Origin of the sequence: Altererythrobacter sp. CAU 1644, assembly GCF_029623755.1 — a bacterium.
In the GTDB taxonomy this organism is placed as follows: Bacteria; Pseudomonadota; Alphaproteobacteria; order Sphingomonadales; family Sphingomonadaceae; genus Erythrobacter; species Erythrobacter arenosus.
The window spans coordinates 146,604-161,177 of record NZ_CP121106.1; the positions used below are offsets into that span (position 1 = coordinate 146,604).

Annotated in this window: 14 protein-coding genes; 11 read left to right on the forward strand and 3 right to left on the reverse strand. The window is 64.3% G+C overall.

Going from position 1 to position 14,574, the window contains the following annotated elements:
• Positions 1 to 65 precede the first annotated feature (65 nt).
• Positions 66 to 488, reverse strand: coding sequence for a hypothetical protein (locus P7228_RS00795; RefSeq protein WP_278016326.1), 423 nt, complete (start codon positions 486 to 488; stop codon positions 66 to 68).
• A gap of 184 nt (positions 489 to 672) precedes the next feature.
• On the opposite strand from P7228_RS00795, the gene P7228_RS00800 reads away from it, so the two are divergent.
• The 3 genes from P7228_RS00800 to P7228_RS00810 all read left to right on the forward strand — a co-directional run bounded on the left by P7228_RS00800 (position 673) and on the right by P7228_RS00810 (position 2,199).
• Entirely contained in the window at positions 673 to 1,098 is a 426-nt protein-coding gene (locus P7228_RS00800) for a DoxX family protein (RefSeq protein WP_278016327.1), read from the forward strand.
• A gap of 157 nt (positions 1,099 to 1,255) precedes the next feature.
• Complete coding sequence (locus tag P7228_RS00805) at positions 1,256 to 1,717, forward strand: hypothetical protein (protein WP_278016328.1); 462 nt, start codon at positions 1,256 to 1,258, stop codon at positions 1,715 to 1,717.
• A 92-nt stretch (positions 1,718 to 1,809) separates the two neighbouring features.
• A complete protein-coding gene (locus P7228_RS00810; protein ID WP_278016329.1) occupies positions 1,810 to 2,199 on the forward strand; it encodes a hypothetical protein in 390 nt (129 codons plus the stop codon).
• Positions 2,200 to 2,309: 110 nt separating this feature from the next.
• On the opposite strand, the gene uvrC is transcribed toward P7228_RS00810, so the two are convergent.
• On the reverse strand, positions 2,310 to 4,277 hold the full coding sequence (gene uvrC, locus P7228_RS00815; RefSeq protein WP_278016330.1) for an excinuclease ABC subunit UvrC: 1,968 nt from the start codon (positions 4,275 to 4,277) through the stop codon (positions 2,310 to 2,312).
• Positions 4,278 to 4,365: 88 nt separating this feature from the next.
• Between uvrC and P7228_RS00820 the strand changes: the two genes are divergently transcribed.
• The 4 genes from P7228_RS00820 to P7228_RS00835 all read left to right on the forward strand — a co-directional run bounded on the left by P7228_RS00820 (position 4,366) and on the right by P7228_RS00835 (position 9,597).
• Entirely contained in the window at positions 4,366 to 5,643 is a 1,278-nt protein-coding gene (locus tag P7228_RS00820) for an APC family permease (RefSeq protein WP_278016331.1), read from the forward strand.
• A gap of 3 nt (positions 5,644 to 5,646) precedes the next feature.
• Positions 5,647 to 6,822 (forward strand): BaiN/RdsA family NAD(P)/FAD-dependent oxidoreductase, encoded by a 1,176-nt coding sequence (locus tag P7228_RS00825; RefSeq protein WP_278016332.1) that lies wholly within the window; start codon positions 5,647 to 5,649, stop codon positions 6,820 to 6,822.
• Positions 6,823 to 7,010: 188 nt separating this feature from the next.
• Positions 7,011 to 8,777, forward strand: a complete 1,767-nt coding sequence (locus P7228_RS00830; protein ID WP_278016333.1) for a WS/DGAT/MGAT family O-acyltransferase — start codon at positions 7,011 to 7,013, stop codon at positions 8,775 to 8,777.
• A gap of 10 nt (positions 8,778 to 8,787) precedes the next feature.
• The gene (locus P7228_RS00835) at positions 8,788 to 9,597 is read left to right on the forward strand and encodes an esterase/lipase family protein (protein ID WP_278016334.1); all 810 of its coding nucleotides are present in this window, start codon (positions 8,788 to 8,790) and stop codon (positions 9,595 to 9,597) included.
• A gap of 20 nt (positions 9,598 to 9,617) precedes the next feature.
• On the opposite strand, the gene P7228_RS00840 is transcribed toward P7228_RS00835, so the two are convergent.
• Positions 9,618 to 12,392 carry a TonB-dependent receptor gene (locus P7228_RS00840; protein WP_278016335.1) on the reverse strand — a complete coding sequence of 925 codons (2,775 nt, stop codon included), beginning with the start codon at positions 12,390 to 12,392 and terminating at the stop codon, positions 9,618 to 9,620.
• Positions 12,393 to 12,586: 194 nt separating this feature from the next.
• Between P7228_RS00840 and infA the strand changes: the two genes are divergently transcribed.
• From infA to yacG, 4 genes are read left to right on the forward strand one after another with little or no spacing between them, the layout of a single operon-like run.
• Positions 12,587 to 12,832, forward strand: a complete 246-nt coding sequence (infA, locus tag P7228_RS00845; RefSeq protein WP_047806247.1) for a translation initiation factor IF-1 — start codon at positions 12,587 to 12,589, stop codon at positions 12,830 to 12,832.
• A gap of 15 nt (positions 12,833 to 12,847) precedes the next feature.
• The gene (locus P7228_RS00850) at positions 12,848 to 13,432 is read left to right on the forward strand and encodes a Maf family protein (RefSeq protein ID WP_278016336.1); all 585 of its coding nucleotides are present in this window, start codon (positions 12,848 to 12,850) and stop codon (positions 13,430 to 13,432) included.
• A complete protein-coding gene (locus tag P7228_RS00855; protein WP_278016337.1) occupies positions 13,425 to 14,381 on the forward strand; it encodes a ribonuclease E/G family protein in 957 nt (318 codons plus the stop codon). Before P7228_RS00850 ends, P7228_RS00855 begins: the two co-directional genes overlap by 8 nt.
• A complete protein-coding gene (yacG, locus tag P7228_RS00860) occupies positions 14,378 to 14,563 on the forward strand; it encodes a DNA gyrase inhibitor YacG (protein ID WP_278016338.1) in 186 nt (61 codons plus the stop codon). The genes P7228_RS00855 and yacG overlap by 4 nt, the downstream gene beginning before the upstream one ends.
• Positions 14,564 to 14,574: the final 11 nt, after the last annotated feature.

The window sequence follows — 14,574 nt, forward strand, 5'->3', positions numbered from 1 at the left end:
CCGCCCCCTCATGAGGCGCGTGTGGATGGAACACGGAACGCGCTTTCGAAAAATGTGACCTTCCGTCACGCGGCGTATTCCTTTGCCGGCTCGCGCACCCGCCCGAGCAGGGCAAGAACCGCGGAATTGTCAGGTTTTCGGCGCACTCCGGCATAGCGCCCACCGCGCAGGATAACCTGCCAGATACCGGTGTCGACGCGCCAGTGGAGCTCAGCAAGTGTGACTTTCCGATGCGGCCTCAGCGCTACCCGCGCCGCCCACTGTGCCGCGAGCCAGCGCTGCTCGCCCGCCTTGGTCCCGAGCCGCGCCATCGCGACGTCCCACGCGGCGCAGAACCCCTCCGCCCCCGGCCGCTCGCGCAGGCGATAGGCGCTTTCCCGCGCCATGCCGACCGCCCGCGCCGCGGCCCCGACCGAGCGCGTTTCGGCCAGATGCCCGATGAATTCGGCCTGCCTGAGCGGCGTCCAGCCATCGGCGCGAATACGCACGGGGACGGCATGAAAGGCCGGAACATGTTTGGCGGGGGTGCGGGGTTGTGTGGTGCGCGGGAGATGATGCTTCATCCGGCAGGATAAGGCACGGATGGGGGCTTGTAGGAAAGGCGCGAGGGGGGGGTGCCTTGTCGGCCAGCCGACCGCGCTCTAGGCTTCGCCCCACACTACGGGGGGAAACATGGCACAGCTTGGCATTACCATCGGTCGCATTCTGCTGGGGCTCTATTTCCTGCTGCCCGGGCTGATGAAGGTGGCCGCTCCAGCGCAGACCGTCGCCTATATGGAAGCCAATGGCATTGCATTCGCGATGCCATTGATGTGGTTCGCCGCCATTGTGAACATCGTCGGCGGACTGCTGCTGATCACGGGGCGCCATGTGCGCCTCGTCGCCTATGGCTTTGTGCTCTACGTCCTGATCGTCAACTTCACGCTGCACGACTTCTGGACCATGGAAGAAGCCAGGGTCGAGCGCGAGACGCAGAACTTCTTCAAGAACCTCGGTATTCTGGCGGGTCTGCTCGTACTGGCCGGAGCGTCCTTCGCGCGAGCGCTGTCGCCTAGCGGCTGGTGGCGGAGCGACGGGGCGGTGGCGGGGGTAGGCTGACAAAGGTTCGAGATTTCTTCATTCCCGCACAAGCAGCGGGTTGAAACGGATGTTATCGGAGAGGAGTCTGGCAAATTTTCCGTGGTGATGCTATTGCCCACTCGATGGTCGCCAAGAGAACCTAGTTGGTTGGATTTCGATCTTGGAGGCCCTCCATATGCGTATTGCCAAAGCTGCGGCGGCCGCGGCCCTCTTCACGTCAGCACTCGCGGTTTCAGCAGCGCCCCCCGAGGGTAAGGGTAAACCTGGAGGGGGCGAAGAACCTGTCGTCGAGGCCCCAACCACAGTCTTTATTGCTTCCTCTCGCAAGGGCCCGCCTTCGCTGGTAGTCGCTGGCGCTGATGGTTCTGCAACTCAAAAGATTTACGATTTTGCCAATCATGCGGCGTATTTGCACGACGCGGTATTGATCTCAGATGGCCACGGCAGGGCATTAATCACGGATCGAGCTGCCAATCCACTTCCGCTTGTTGCTGTCGACTTCTGGTTCAACTCAGATGGTGTCGTGACAAATTCAGAGTCGACATTCCTTGTTGATCGCCCTGATTGGGGCTGTGAAGCGCTCTCGTCCGACGGAAGTCGAGCAATTATGCGCCGCATAATGTGGGGACAATCATAGAGATCGATATTGCCTCTGGTGCGTCGACACCGATTTGGAGTTTTGACAATACGGAGAGTCTCACAAGTTGTGACTATCAGTCCGATGACCCCTTGAACGGCGTGATCCACGCTGTCGCCGTGAATGATGGATGGTACAGAATCGACAAGGTCGATATCGCTGCCCAGTCGGTTACAACCCTCGTGAACGCGCAACCTCGGGAACTCAGGGCGATAGCGACGCATTATTCCGGTTCCAGCCTCGCGATTGCCGCCATTTCGACACCAGACACAATACTTGTTGGTCCGAGTTTTGCCGACGCTGCCGCGAACAATCCCGTGGTCACAAATGGCACGAATCCTGACTTGTACTGCGACGGCAGCAGCATGATCCTGCGAGGCCAGAGCAAAAACAGGAGAGTGCTGCAGGTGTACGACCTAAACAGTGGTCAACTGGATAATTACGGCAGCGGTGACGCGACCAGCGCCAAGACACTATGCTAGCAAACTGAAACACGGACAAACCTAGTTGGTTTATTGGCCTATTTGACCAGCCCAATCTCCAACGGCACTTCGTCGGCACGCGATTGAGTCGATAGCGGACTTATCAGCCCTCACCCACCCGCGTGGTAGAAATCGTAGATCGTCCGCGCGACCGTTTCGCTGACCCCGGGCGCGCGTTGCAAATCCTCCAGCGAGGCGGCGCGCACCTTGCTCGCCGTGCCGAAATGCAGCAGCAGCGCGCGCTTTCGCGCCGGGCCGATGCCGGGGATCTCGTCGAGCGGTGACGCCTGGATCGCGCGGCTGCGCTTGGCCCGATGCGCGCCGATGGCATAGCGGTGCACCTCGTCGCGCAGGTTCTGGAGGTAAAACAGCAGCGGCGAGTTGGTCGGCAGCGTCTTCTCGCGCCCGTCGGGGAAGTGGAACACCTCGCGCCCCTCGCGCCCGTGATGCGGCCCCTTGGCAATCGCGATCAGCGGGACGTCCTCGATCCCCATTTCCTCCAGCGTATCGCGCACCGACGACATTTGCCCCTTGCCGCCGTCGATCAGCACGAGATCGGGCCAGTTGTCGTGATGCGTGCCCTTGTCGGAAGGCGCAGCGTCATCGTCGCGTTCGGTCTCGGCCAGCTTGCGGAAGCGCCGCCGCATCACCTCGCGCATCATGCCGAAGTCATCATTGGTCTGCGCTTCGCGGATGTCGAACTTGCGGTACTGGTTCTTGAGGAAGCCCTCCGGCCCGGCGACCACGATCGCACCCACCGCCTTCGCGCCCTGGATATGGCTGTTGTCATAGACCTCGATCCGCTCGGGCGGCGCGTCGAGCTCGAGGAATTCGGCCAGTTCGCGCTGGATCTTCGCCTTGGTGCCGCTTTCGGCCATGCGCCGCTCGAGCGCCTCGGTCGCGTTGCGGCTGGCCTGCTCCATCAGCTTGCGCCGCTCGCCGCGCTGCGGGACCGAGAGCGTGACCTTGCGACCGGCCAGCTCCGTCAAGGCCTGCTCGATCAGTTCGGCTTCGGGCAGCGCGCGGTCGACCAGTACGGTCGGCGGCGGCGGCACTTCCTCGTAGAATTGCAGCAGCACGTCGGACAGCACCTCGTCCTCCTCCACCCCCTTGGTGTGGGTGGGGAAGAAGGCGCGGTGGCCCCAGTTCTGCCCGCCGCGGATGAAGAAGGCCTGGATGCCGACCTGCCCACCCTTGGCCGCGAGCGCGAAGACATCGGCATCGCCCACGCCTTGCGCATTGATCGCCTGGCTGCCCTGGATGAAGGTCGCCGCGCGCAGCCGGTCGCGCAGGATTGCGGCGGTTTCGAAGTCGAGGCTCTCGGCAGCTTGCGCCATTTGCCGCTCGAGATCCTGCTGCACCGCGGAGGACTTGCCCGAGAGGAAGTCCTTCGCCTGGCGGGTCAGTTCGGCATAGTCCTCCCGGCTGATCCGGTCGACACAGGGGGCCGAGCAGCGCTTGATCTGGTAGAGCAGGCAGGGCCGGTCACGGCGGCTGAAAAAGCTGTCGGTACAGGATCTTAGCAGGAACAGTTTCTGCAGCGCGTTAATCGTGGTGTTGACGCTGCCCGCGCTGGCGAAGGGGCCGTAATAGTTCCCCTTCGCGCGGCGCGCGCCGCGATGCTTCATGATGCGCGGGAAGTCGTGCCCCTCGCGCAGCAGGATGAAGGGGAAGCTCTTGTCGTCGCGCAGGTGGACGTTGAACGGCGGGCGGAAGCGCTTGACCAGCTGCGCCTCGAGCAGCAGCGCCTCGGCCTCCGAGTTGGTGGTGACGATCTCCATCGCGCGGCACTGGCTGACCATGCGCTGGAGGCGCCCAGAGAGCTGCTTGACCTGGGTGTAGTTCGCCACCCGCGCCTTGAGGCTGCGCGCCTTGCCGACATAGAGCACGTCGCCGCGTGCATCGAGCATGCGGTAGACGCCGGGAACCGGCTTGAGCGTCTTTACCGTCTCGCGGATCGCCTTCACCCCCGCCTCGAGATCGGGCTGCGCCGAGGCAACCGTGTAAGTCGCCCGCTCCTCGTGGAAACGTTCGGCACCTCTCGGGTCGTGGGGGGATCCTGCCGGGGTTCGCGCCATTCACGGCAGATAGGCTGCGAGATCAAAAGACTCAATTGCTTGCACCCCGTGGCCATTGCGGGCAGCTAGTCACTGAACGGGGGAATCCATGAACGAAAAGCTGGCACCGCCACGCACAGTCGGTGTGGTTGGAACTTCATTGCTCCAGATCAACGGTATGATCGGGTCGGGGATTTTCGCCCTGCCCGCGGTTCTTGTCGCCGCCGTCGGCAGTTTCGCGCCGATGATGATGGTGTTCGGCTTCGCGCTGATATTGCCGCTTGGGTTCGTTTTCGCATGGCTGGCGACGCGGTTCGACAGTTCGGGCGGACCGGTGCTCTATGGCAAGTCAGCGTTCGGCAGTTTTGCGGGCTTCCAGGCCGGATGGGGACGCTATGCATCGGGTCTGGTCGCGCTTGCCGCCAACACCCATGTCATGGTCAGCTATTTTGCGGCGCTCTTCCCGGTGCTCGAAGAAGGGACGATCGGGGCCATCACGGTCTTTGCGACGATCGTGGGGCTGACGGTCATCAACGCGCTCGGCATGCGAAAATCGGTCAATGCGCTGGGACTGATGACAGTCCTCAAGCTCGCGCCATTGGGCATTCTCGTGCTTGCCGCGATATTCGGCAGCTACGATGCTCCGGCGATCGTACTGCCGCAATTCAGCGAGACGGAAACGGTGATCCTGCTGATGTTTTACGCCTTCATCGGGTTTGAGGGCGTAACCGTTCCGGCAGGCGAGATGAAAAACCCCAAACGCGATTTGCCGCGGGTTCTGATCGCAACGCTGGCTGGCGTGACCGTGATCTACGTCGCGGTCATCTGGGCCTATATGACGATCGCCACCGAACCGACGGGGAACACCAACGCACTTGCGGGGGCCGCCGAGATCGCCTTGGGCCAGTTTGGCGCGGTGATGATCGTGCTGGCGGCCGGTTTCTCGATCATGGCCAACAATTTCGCGAGCGTGATTGTCGTCCCCCGGATGGCGTTTGGCATGGCAGAGCAGCAAATGCTCCCTGAATGGTTCGCACGGATCAATCCGCGCTTTCTTACGCCCGCGAACTCGATACTGTTCTATGGCCTGTTTGCAGCCGTGCTGAGCCTGACAGGCGGCTTTGCGGCTTTGGCGGCAGCAAGCACGCTGACGCGCCTGCTCACCTATGTGATCAGTGCCGCTGCGCTGCCGATGCTTGAACACCGCGAAGGCCGGATCAATCCGCTGCATCTGGTCATGGTGCTGCTGGCGCTGGCTTCATCGATCTGGATCGGCACGCATGCGGATAGCGAGGCGTGGACCACATTTGGGGGGTTGCTGCTGGTGGGAACTGCGCTGTATTTCGCCGCGCGGCGCGGGATCGAGAGAACGCCGGAAATGCCCTAACCTGTGACTGAACCTTACGACGCGATAATCCTAGGCGCAGGCGCCGCCGGCCTGATGGGCGCGGCGCGCGCCGGGCAGCGCGGCAAACGTGTGCTGGTGCTCGAGAAAAGCGAGAAGCCCGGCAAGAAAATCCTGATTTCGGGCGGCGGGCGCTGCAACTTCACCAATATCCACGCCGGTCCGGCAAACTACATCTCGGCCAATCCGCATTTCGCCAAGAGCGCGCTGGCACGCTACACCCCGCGCGATTTCCTCGAACTGGTCGAAGGCTACGGCATCGCCTGGCACGAAAAGACGCTCGGCCAATTGTTCTGCGATGGCTCCGCCCAGCAAATCACGGACATGCTGCTGGCCGAATGCGCCCAAGGCGCTGTGGAAGTGCGCTGCAATGCCGATGTGACCGCCGTCGAACATGATGCGGGCCGCTTTGCAGTCATGGCAAGCGGCCAGCCCATTATCGCCACCAGTCTCGTGATCGCCACCGGCGGGCCTTCCATCCCGAAGATGGGCGCGACCGGATACGCCTATGAGCTGGCGCGCCAGTTCGGCCTTAAGGTGGTCGAGCCGCGCCCCGCTCTCGTCCCGCTGACGCTGGGCGGCGAGGAAGTGCTGTTCCGCGAGATCTCGGGCGTTTCCGCACCCGTCATCGCGACCGCGAACAAGACCAGTTTCGCCGAGGCGGCGCTGTTCACCCATCGCGGGCTGTCCGGCCCGGCGATCCTGCAGGTCAGCAGCTACTGGCGCCCCGGCGACCCGGTCGAGATCGATTTCCTGCCCGATGGCGGTGAGGGCTGGCTGCTCGAAAAGAAGCGCGAAAATCCGCGCGCGACGCTCAAATCGCTGCTGCGCGAGGCTCTGCCGGACCGCTTGGCGGACATTCTTGTCGAAAAGATCGGCCTCGAAACCGAACTGGGCAACGCGCCCGACAAGGCCCTGCGTGCCGCCGAACAGCGCCTGTCGCGCTGGAGCTTCCACCCCAATGGCAGCGAGGGCTTCGCCAAGGCCGAGGTGACGATGGGCGGCATCTCGACCGCCGAACTCAGTTCCAAGACCATGGAATCGAAGCGAATTCCCGGCCTCTACGCGATCGGTGAGGCGGTCGACGTAACCGGCTGGCTGGGCGGCTATAACTTCCAGTGGGCATGGGCGAGCGGTGTGGCTGCAGGCGACGCGCTCTAGCCGCCATCGGCCCAGCCCGCCACGCACCCTGCCCTAGGGTCACTCCTTGCCGCTCGCGGTAAGTTGTGCAGTGCAACGAAATTCTGCTAGCCCTTCGCAATCGCACCCGAAAACGGGGCGATCGGAGGATGTTTGCAGGAGAGTACTGCCTCGCTCGCTTAGCGGGACGGCCGTGCGGAAAGGAACACATGCGCCAACTGCAGGGCATGGACGCCAGCTTCGTTGCGATGGAAACGCGCAACTCGCCGATGCACATCGGCTCGATCCTGATCTACAATCCCGAGACCGCGCCCGGCAGTTTCGTCCGCTTCAAGGACATCCTCAATTTCTTCGAGAGCCGCATGCAGCTCTCCAAGACGATCCGACAGCGGCTGGTGCGCGTCCCCTTCGATCTCGATTATCCCTACTGGATCGAAGACCCCGATTTCGACCTGGAATATCACATCCGGCATATCTCGCTGCCCAAGCCCGGCGACTGGCGGCAGCTCTGCATCCAGGCCGCGCGCATCTTTGCCCGTCCGCTCGATCTCAACCGCCCGCCGTGGGAATTCACCGTCGTCGAAGGGCTCGACAATATTCCCGGTGTGGCCAAGGGCAGCTTTGCCATGGTCACCAAGGTGCACCACGCGGCAATCGACGGGATGAGCGGGATCGACCTGATGGAGGCGACGCATACGCTCAAGCCCGACGATCCGCCCCCGCCCGGCCCCGACAAGTGGAAGCCGGAAAGGATCCCCAATCCGGTCGAATTGCTGGGCAAGAGCTATTTCAACGCGGTCACCAACCCACTCAAGCAGCTCGAAGTCGCGGCCAAGGCGGCGCCCGGGCTCGCCAAGACGATCAAGGGGCTGATCTCGAAGGAGTTCAACCTCTCCGGCGAAATGGTCGCCCCCAAGACGCGCTTCAACAAGGTGGTTTCCCCGCATCGCGTGGTCGAGGGCCGCAGCTTCAAGCTTGACGACATCAAGGCGATCCGGGCGCTGGTTCCTGGCTGCAAGGTCAACGATGTCTTCCTCGCCATCGTCGGTGGCTCGATGCGCAAATACCTGCTGGCGAAGAAGGACCTGCCCAAGAAGACCCTCACCGCGATGGCGCCGATCTCGGTCCGTTCGGGCGAGGAGAAGGGCGACATGGGCAACCAGGTCGCGGCCATGATCGCGCCGCTCGGCACGCATATCGACGATCCGGCCGAACGGCTTGCATATGTCCATTCGCGCACAACCAATTCCAAGGCGATGACCGACGCGCTGGGCGCGCGCAACATGACCGAGATCAGCAAGGTCAGCCCCGCGCTGTTCATGGCGCTGGGTGCGCAGCTCTACACTCGCCTCGGACTTGCCAATCGCGGCGTCGGACCGGTGTTCTCGACCGTGGTCACCAACGTCCCCGGCCCGCCGATCCCGATCTATTCGACCGGCGCCCGGCTAGAGAGCATGATGGGGCTGCTGTGCCTGACCGACGGGCTCGGCCTCGGCCATGTCGTGCAGAGTTATTGCGACGAGGCGACGATCAGCTTCACCGCCTGCCGCGAACTGCTGCCAGATCCGGATTTCTACATCGAGTGCATCGAGGAAAGCTTCGCGGAACTGCTGGCTGCGGCGAAGGCGCTCGACGGCAAGGCTCCGGCCAAGCCGAAGGCCAAACCGGCAGCCAAGAAGAAGGCGGCCTCCAAGCCCAAGGCCAAGGCTCCAGCCAAGAAGGCTGCGACCGCGAAGGCGAAGGCGCCAGCCAAGAAGGCGGCGGCGACCAAAGCCAAGACCGCCACCAAACCTAAGACCGCAGCGAAGCCCAAGACTACCGCGAAGGCCAAGGCACCGGCAAAACCGGCACCGAAGCCCAGGGGCAAGCCGACGCCCAAGCCCAAGGCGGTAGCAAAGCCGAAATCCGCGGCGAAACCGAAGGCCGCGAAGAAACCTGCCGCCAAACCGAAGAAAATAGCCAAGAAAACAACCTAGGGGAGCACTTGTGGCCAGCATTGCCATGCCGAAAAGCGAACTCGAACTCGAACACGACCTCAGCCCCCGGCCTCCGAGCCGCTTCTGGACCCTGTGCGAGGGGCGAGCGCTGTTCGAACTCGGGTCATTCTACCTGGCGCGACCCCTGCTGTCGCAACTGCCCAAGGGTGACGGCCACACGGTCAAGGTCCTTCCGGGCTTCATGGCGACAAACAATTCGACCGTCCCGATGCGCAACCTGCTGCGCGACCTCGGCTATGACGCGCATGGCTGGGACAGCGGGCGCAATGTGCGGGTCGACAATGCCCTGCTCCATCGCCTCGAAACCCAGCTGATGCGGCTGAATGACGACAGCGGGCGGAAGGTGTCGCTGATCGGCTGGAGCCTCGGCGGCGTGCTGGCGCGCGAACTGGCCAAGCTGCACCCCGACCGCGTGCGGCTGGTGATCTCGCTCGGCAGCCCGATCTCGGATGATCGCAAGCATACCAATGCGGCGCGCCTGTTCGAATTCTTCAACGGCAAGGAGCCCGAACCGATGCGCGGCGGGCGCTTCCAGGGTCTCGACGTCGCCCCGCCGGTGCCGACCACCTCGATCCTGACCAAGACCGATGGAGTGGTTCACTGGCGCGGATCGGTCCAGAAGCCGAGCAAGTCGCCGACCGAGAACATCGAGGTCTATGCCAGCCATTGCGGGCTCGGCGTGAACCCCTCGGTGATGATCGCCATCGCCGACCGGCTGGCGCAGGCCGAGAACGTATGGATGCCGTTCGAACCGTCGATCGCGCAGAAGTGGATGTTCCCGACCACCGGCTACGCCTGAGCGTAGCCGGGCGGCGTGCGTCAGAACATCTTGCGCAGGTCGATGCCGATATAACGGCCCGTCGGGTCGATCAGCGCCGGTTGGTAGCTGAGCGGCACCTCGCCGTTCTCGTCGGTCACGCGGCGCCGCGCATCGAACACATTGTCGGCACGGAACGAAACGCGGAAGTTCTTGAGGAATCCCTCGTCCTGCTTCAGCAGGCGGCCGAGGTCGAAGAAGACGCGCAGGTCGACGGTGGCCAGGTCACCGAAAGTCAGGTCGCTCGCGCCAGGAGCATCGCCGCCATCGATGGTCTCCTTGCCTGTATAGCGCGCGGATAGTCGCATCCCCTTGCCATTGCGGAAGATGCCGGCCTCGAGCGAGGTCTTGTGCCGCGGTATTCCGCCCCCGCCTTCACCGGCGAGAACATCCAGCACCGGCAGTCCGTCGGCGATGAGGATGGTGCTGTCGAGTTCGATCGTGTGGGTCAGGTTGACGAAATATCGTCCGCGACCGTCGCGTCCGAAGCCGCCGGGACCACCGGGGCCTCCTCCGGGCCCACGCCGGCCGCGCGGGGATTCTGGCCCGCCCGCCTGCCCTTCGGCGTCTCCGCGCCGTCCCTGCCCCATTCTAGAGGGGTCGAAGCTGCAGATGCGCTCGCGGAATTGCGCGATCCGGTCGCGGTCGATCGTGCCGTCTTCGCTGCGCATCCGTTCGAGCATCCGCGCGGCACGCTCGGGATCGAAGTCGGGGAAGCTGGCCGAGAGATCCTCGCCGCGCGCCGCCGCTTCGGCGAATTGCACCAGCACCTCGAGGCCATCCTCGGCGCAGACGCGCTCGCGGAACCGCATGAAGGCGGCGCGCCGCTCGGGATTGGGCGGGCCATCGCCGCCACCGAACCGGCGGCGGCCCTCGCGCGGCGGGGTGTCCGACGGGCGGTCACCCGCCTCCGGCCGTCCGGCACCGAAATTGCCGCGGGTCGACAGGCCGAACACCAGCCGTTCCGACCGGGTCCGGGCGAAGGTCACCGGCCGTCGGTCGAGCGAGACCAGCTGCCCCGCCCCGTCCCGCACGACACGATCGGGAAATGCCGCCTCGATCTCGTCGGTCAGCGCCGGGAAGTTGCGGGTGACGTTGGAGGAGCGGTTGCGAATATATTCGGCGGAGAACCGCGTATCCTTCCAGAACGGCAGTTCCCAGTTGGCGCTGAACTTCCAGTCGCGCTGCTGCTCCGCCAGCAGGTCGGGATTGCCGCCAGATAGCACCGTCGCCAGCACCGTCTCGCCGCGCGTGAAATCGAAAATCGGCACGTTGAAGCTCTGCACCTGCGGCGCGCCCAGATTGGTCAGCGAAGGTGCCTCGTCGGCCATGATGTAGGTCGCGGTGAGCGTCAGATCGCTGGTCACGCCCCAGGTCAGCCCCGCGCTCCAGTCGTAGAGCGTGCCGAAATCGGATAGGTCTTCGAAGCCCGCGCCCAGGTTGAGGCTCAGATCGCCGAGCGCCCCCCAAGCGCCGCCGCGCTCGGCGATCGGCACGGTGATGTTGGTCCCCGCATCCAGCCGCCGCCGGGTCAGGTCGGTGTCGAGCGCGGTGCGGGTGTCGCTGCTCGTAATGTTCTTCCAGTCGAGGCCGACATCGAAGGAGGTGCTGACTTCTCCGGCCGGCAGGATGATGGGGCGCCCGACCAGCGTCGCCTTGCTTTCGCCCGTGATTGTCCTGCCGCGAGCGACATCGAAGCCCGCATCCGCGCCCCGCGGCAGCGCGCCATCGAGCGCCAGCGTCCCGGCCAGCGCGGCATCGCGCAACGCGGTCGTGTCGAACCGCCGGTCTATTTCGGTCTCGCTCTCGGTATAAATCGCATCGAAGGTTGTAGTCAGATCGAAGTCGCCCAACCGGCGATTCATCGACCCCGATGCCGAAATCTTGTCGGAAGAAGTACGGCGTTCGAGCGGATCGTCCACGCCGAAGGTCCGAAACGCCTCCGCCCCGCCAGCATCGACCAGCATCACCGAATTGAGGCCCGAGAGACTGCGCGCCTGCTCGCGCTCGTAGGAGGCATTGAGGCTGAGCGAAGTACCGCTTTCGATCAGCGCCTTGGCCCAGTTGGCGGTCAGTTCCGCGGTGAGACCATCGGCGACGAGGCTGCGATAATCCGCCGGATCGGGATCGCCCGCGACATCGGGCAGCGATCCGGGGGTCTGGATCACCCCGCGCTCGGCCTCGGTCAGCAGCGAGGTATCCTGGATCTCGGCATTGATGTTGAGCCGCGCGCCATCGTTGATCGTCAGCAGCGTCGCTTCCTGCTCGGTCACGAAATAGCCGCCGCGCGACGGCCCTTCGAATTCAAGCTCGATCTCGCGGCTGGAATAGTTCTCCTTGAGGATCATGTTGACCACGCGGCGATCGGGCGGGAAGCCGAACCGCTGCGCCACCTCCTCCGGCAGCACTTCGACCTTGGCGATCGCCTCGGGCGGATAGCTGCGCAGTTCGCGGAAGCTGCCGATCCTGATCCCGTTGACGAGAAAGACCGGCTGGCCGCCTCCACGCCCGCGCGACGACCCGGTTTGCGGCGCAATCGCCTCGAGCAGTTCGGTGACCGAGGTGGCACCGACCGCCTCGATATCGGCCGCATTCAGTTCGAGGACCGGCGCCTGTTCGACATCGAGCTGCCCGCGCAGGCGCTCACCCGTGACCACGATTGAGCCCTGGATGGCGCCCTCATCCCCGCGTTCGGCCGGCACCTGCTGCGCGCGCAACGGGAGCGAGAAAGTGGCTACGAACGCGCATCCGAGCATGAGCGATTGGCGAATGGTCATATCCGCCGCCCCTTCACGAATTCGCCGCGCACGACAAGCTCTTGGAATGTATCGGTTTGCACCAGTTTCATGATTGTCAGCTATTCGCCCGATTGGCCGTTGATGGGTGCTGAACGCTCAAGGCTTCCCTTTTCTCCTCCGCGCAGCTAAAGGGCGCGGCCAGAAATGCACTGCAACACAGGTTAAGGACGTACATGGCCAAAGAAGAACTCCTCGAAATGCGCGGCAAGGTGGTGGAATTGCTGCCCAACGCGATGTTCCGGGTGGAGCTCGAAAACGGCCACGAGGTGCTTGGCCACACCGCCGGCAAGATGCGCAAGAACCGCATCCGCGTGCTGGTCGGTGACGAGGTACTGTGCGAATTGACGCCCTACGACCTCACCAAGGCGCGTATTACCTATCGCTTCATGCCCGGCCGGGGCGGTCCCGGCCCGCAATAAGCGCGCCGCTCTACCATGAGCGCGCCCCCATCCGCCAAACGCCTGGTGCTGGCATCGGCCAGCCCTCGTCGGCGCGAGCTTCTCGCGCGGCTTGGTGTCGAGCCCGCCGCCGTCACCCCCGCCCATATTGACGAGACCCCGCTCAAGGGGGAATTGCCGCGCGACTATGCCATCCGGATGGCGCGAGAGAAGGCCGAGGCAGCCGAGAGCGAAGATCATGTGCTGGCAGGTGATACGGTCGTCGCCGCCGGCCGCCGGATCCTGCCCAAGGCCGAGGACGAGGCGACGGCGCGCAAGTGCCTCGAACTTCTTTCCGGACGCCGTCACCGCGTCTTGTCGGCCATCGCCCTGCGTGCGCCCGACGGCAAGCTGCGCGAGAAACTGAGCGAGACCACGGTCCGCTTCAAACGCCTTTCTGTCGAGGAGATCGACGCCTACATCGCCAGCGGCGAATGGCATGGCAAGGCTGGCGGCTACGCTATCCAGGGCGCTGCGGAGGGACTGATCGCCTGGATCGAGGGCAGCCATTCGGGCGTCGTGGGCCTGCCACTCTTTGAAACGCGGGCGCTGCTGAAAGCGGCAGGGTTCGACCTTGGCTGAGTCGCTGGTCGAGCGCGGGATCGGCGAAGATCGCGCGATACTGGTGGAAGGCGACAAGGTGCTCGCGACCCGGATGCGCTGGCCTGGTGAGCCCTCTGCCGGTCAGAGGGTCAAGGCTCGGCTCACCCATCGTTCCAAAGGCTCGAACCGGGCCATCGGGCTGACGGAGAGCGGGCTCGAAATCCTGCTCGACCGGGTGCCGGTTTCGGCAAGCGAGGGATCGCAGGTCGACGTCATGCTGACACGCGCTCCGATAGCCGAGCGCGGTCGATTGAAGCGCGCGCAGGGGCGCATTGCGGCTGGGGATGCCGAAACGGGCGAACGCGACGTCTTTGCCGAAGCACGCGAGGTTCGCCGATTCCCGGCAGGACTGTGGGAAGAGGTGTGGGATGCTGCATCTTCAGGTGAAGTTGCTTTTGCGGGCGGATCGCTGCTGCTGAGCGTAACACCCGCAATGACGCTGATCGATATCGACGGCGACATTGCGCCGCGCGAGTTGGCGTTGGCTGCGATTCCCGCGCTCGCCGCGTCGCTGCGGCAATTCGATCTCGGCGGCTCCATCGGGATCGATTTCCCCACCATCGAAGCCAAGGCGGAGCGCAAGGCGATCGATGCCGCGCTCGATAGCGCGCTCGCCGATTGGCCGCACGAGCGCACCGCGATGAACGGCTTCGGTTTCGTGCAGATCGTCGCGCGGCTCGAGGGGCCATCGCTGCTCCACCGCTTTGCCACCAGCCGCGTCGGCACCTGCGCGCGGATGGCATTACGGCGCGCGGAGACGGTCGCCGAACCCGGTGCCCTGCTGCTGACCGTGCATCCGGCCGTCAAGGCCAAGCTCAAGCCGGAGTGGATCGAAGAGCTCGCCCGCCGAACCGGGCGCGAGGTGCGGATAGAGGCCGATCCCGGCCTTGCACTCGAAGCCGGTTTCGCGCAGGCGGTGCCGTTATGACGACGACCAAGCCCTGCCCCATTTGCAAGAAACCGCGCAGCGCGGAACACGCGCCGTTTTGCTCGACCCGCTGCAAGGATCGCGATCTCGCGCGCTGGTTCGGCGATGGCTATGCGGTACCGGGTCGGCCAGCGTCTCCAGAAGAAATTGCAGGCAAGGTCGTGCGCGAGGAGCGCGACTGATTTACCCCCTT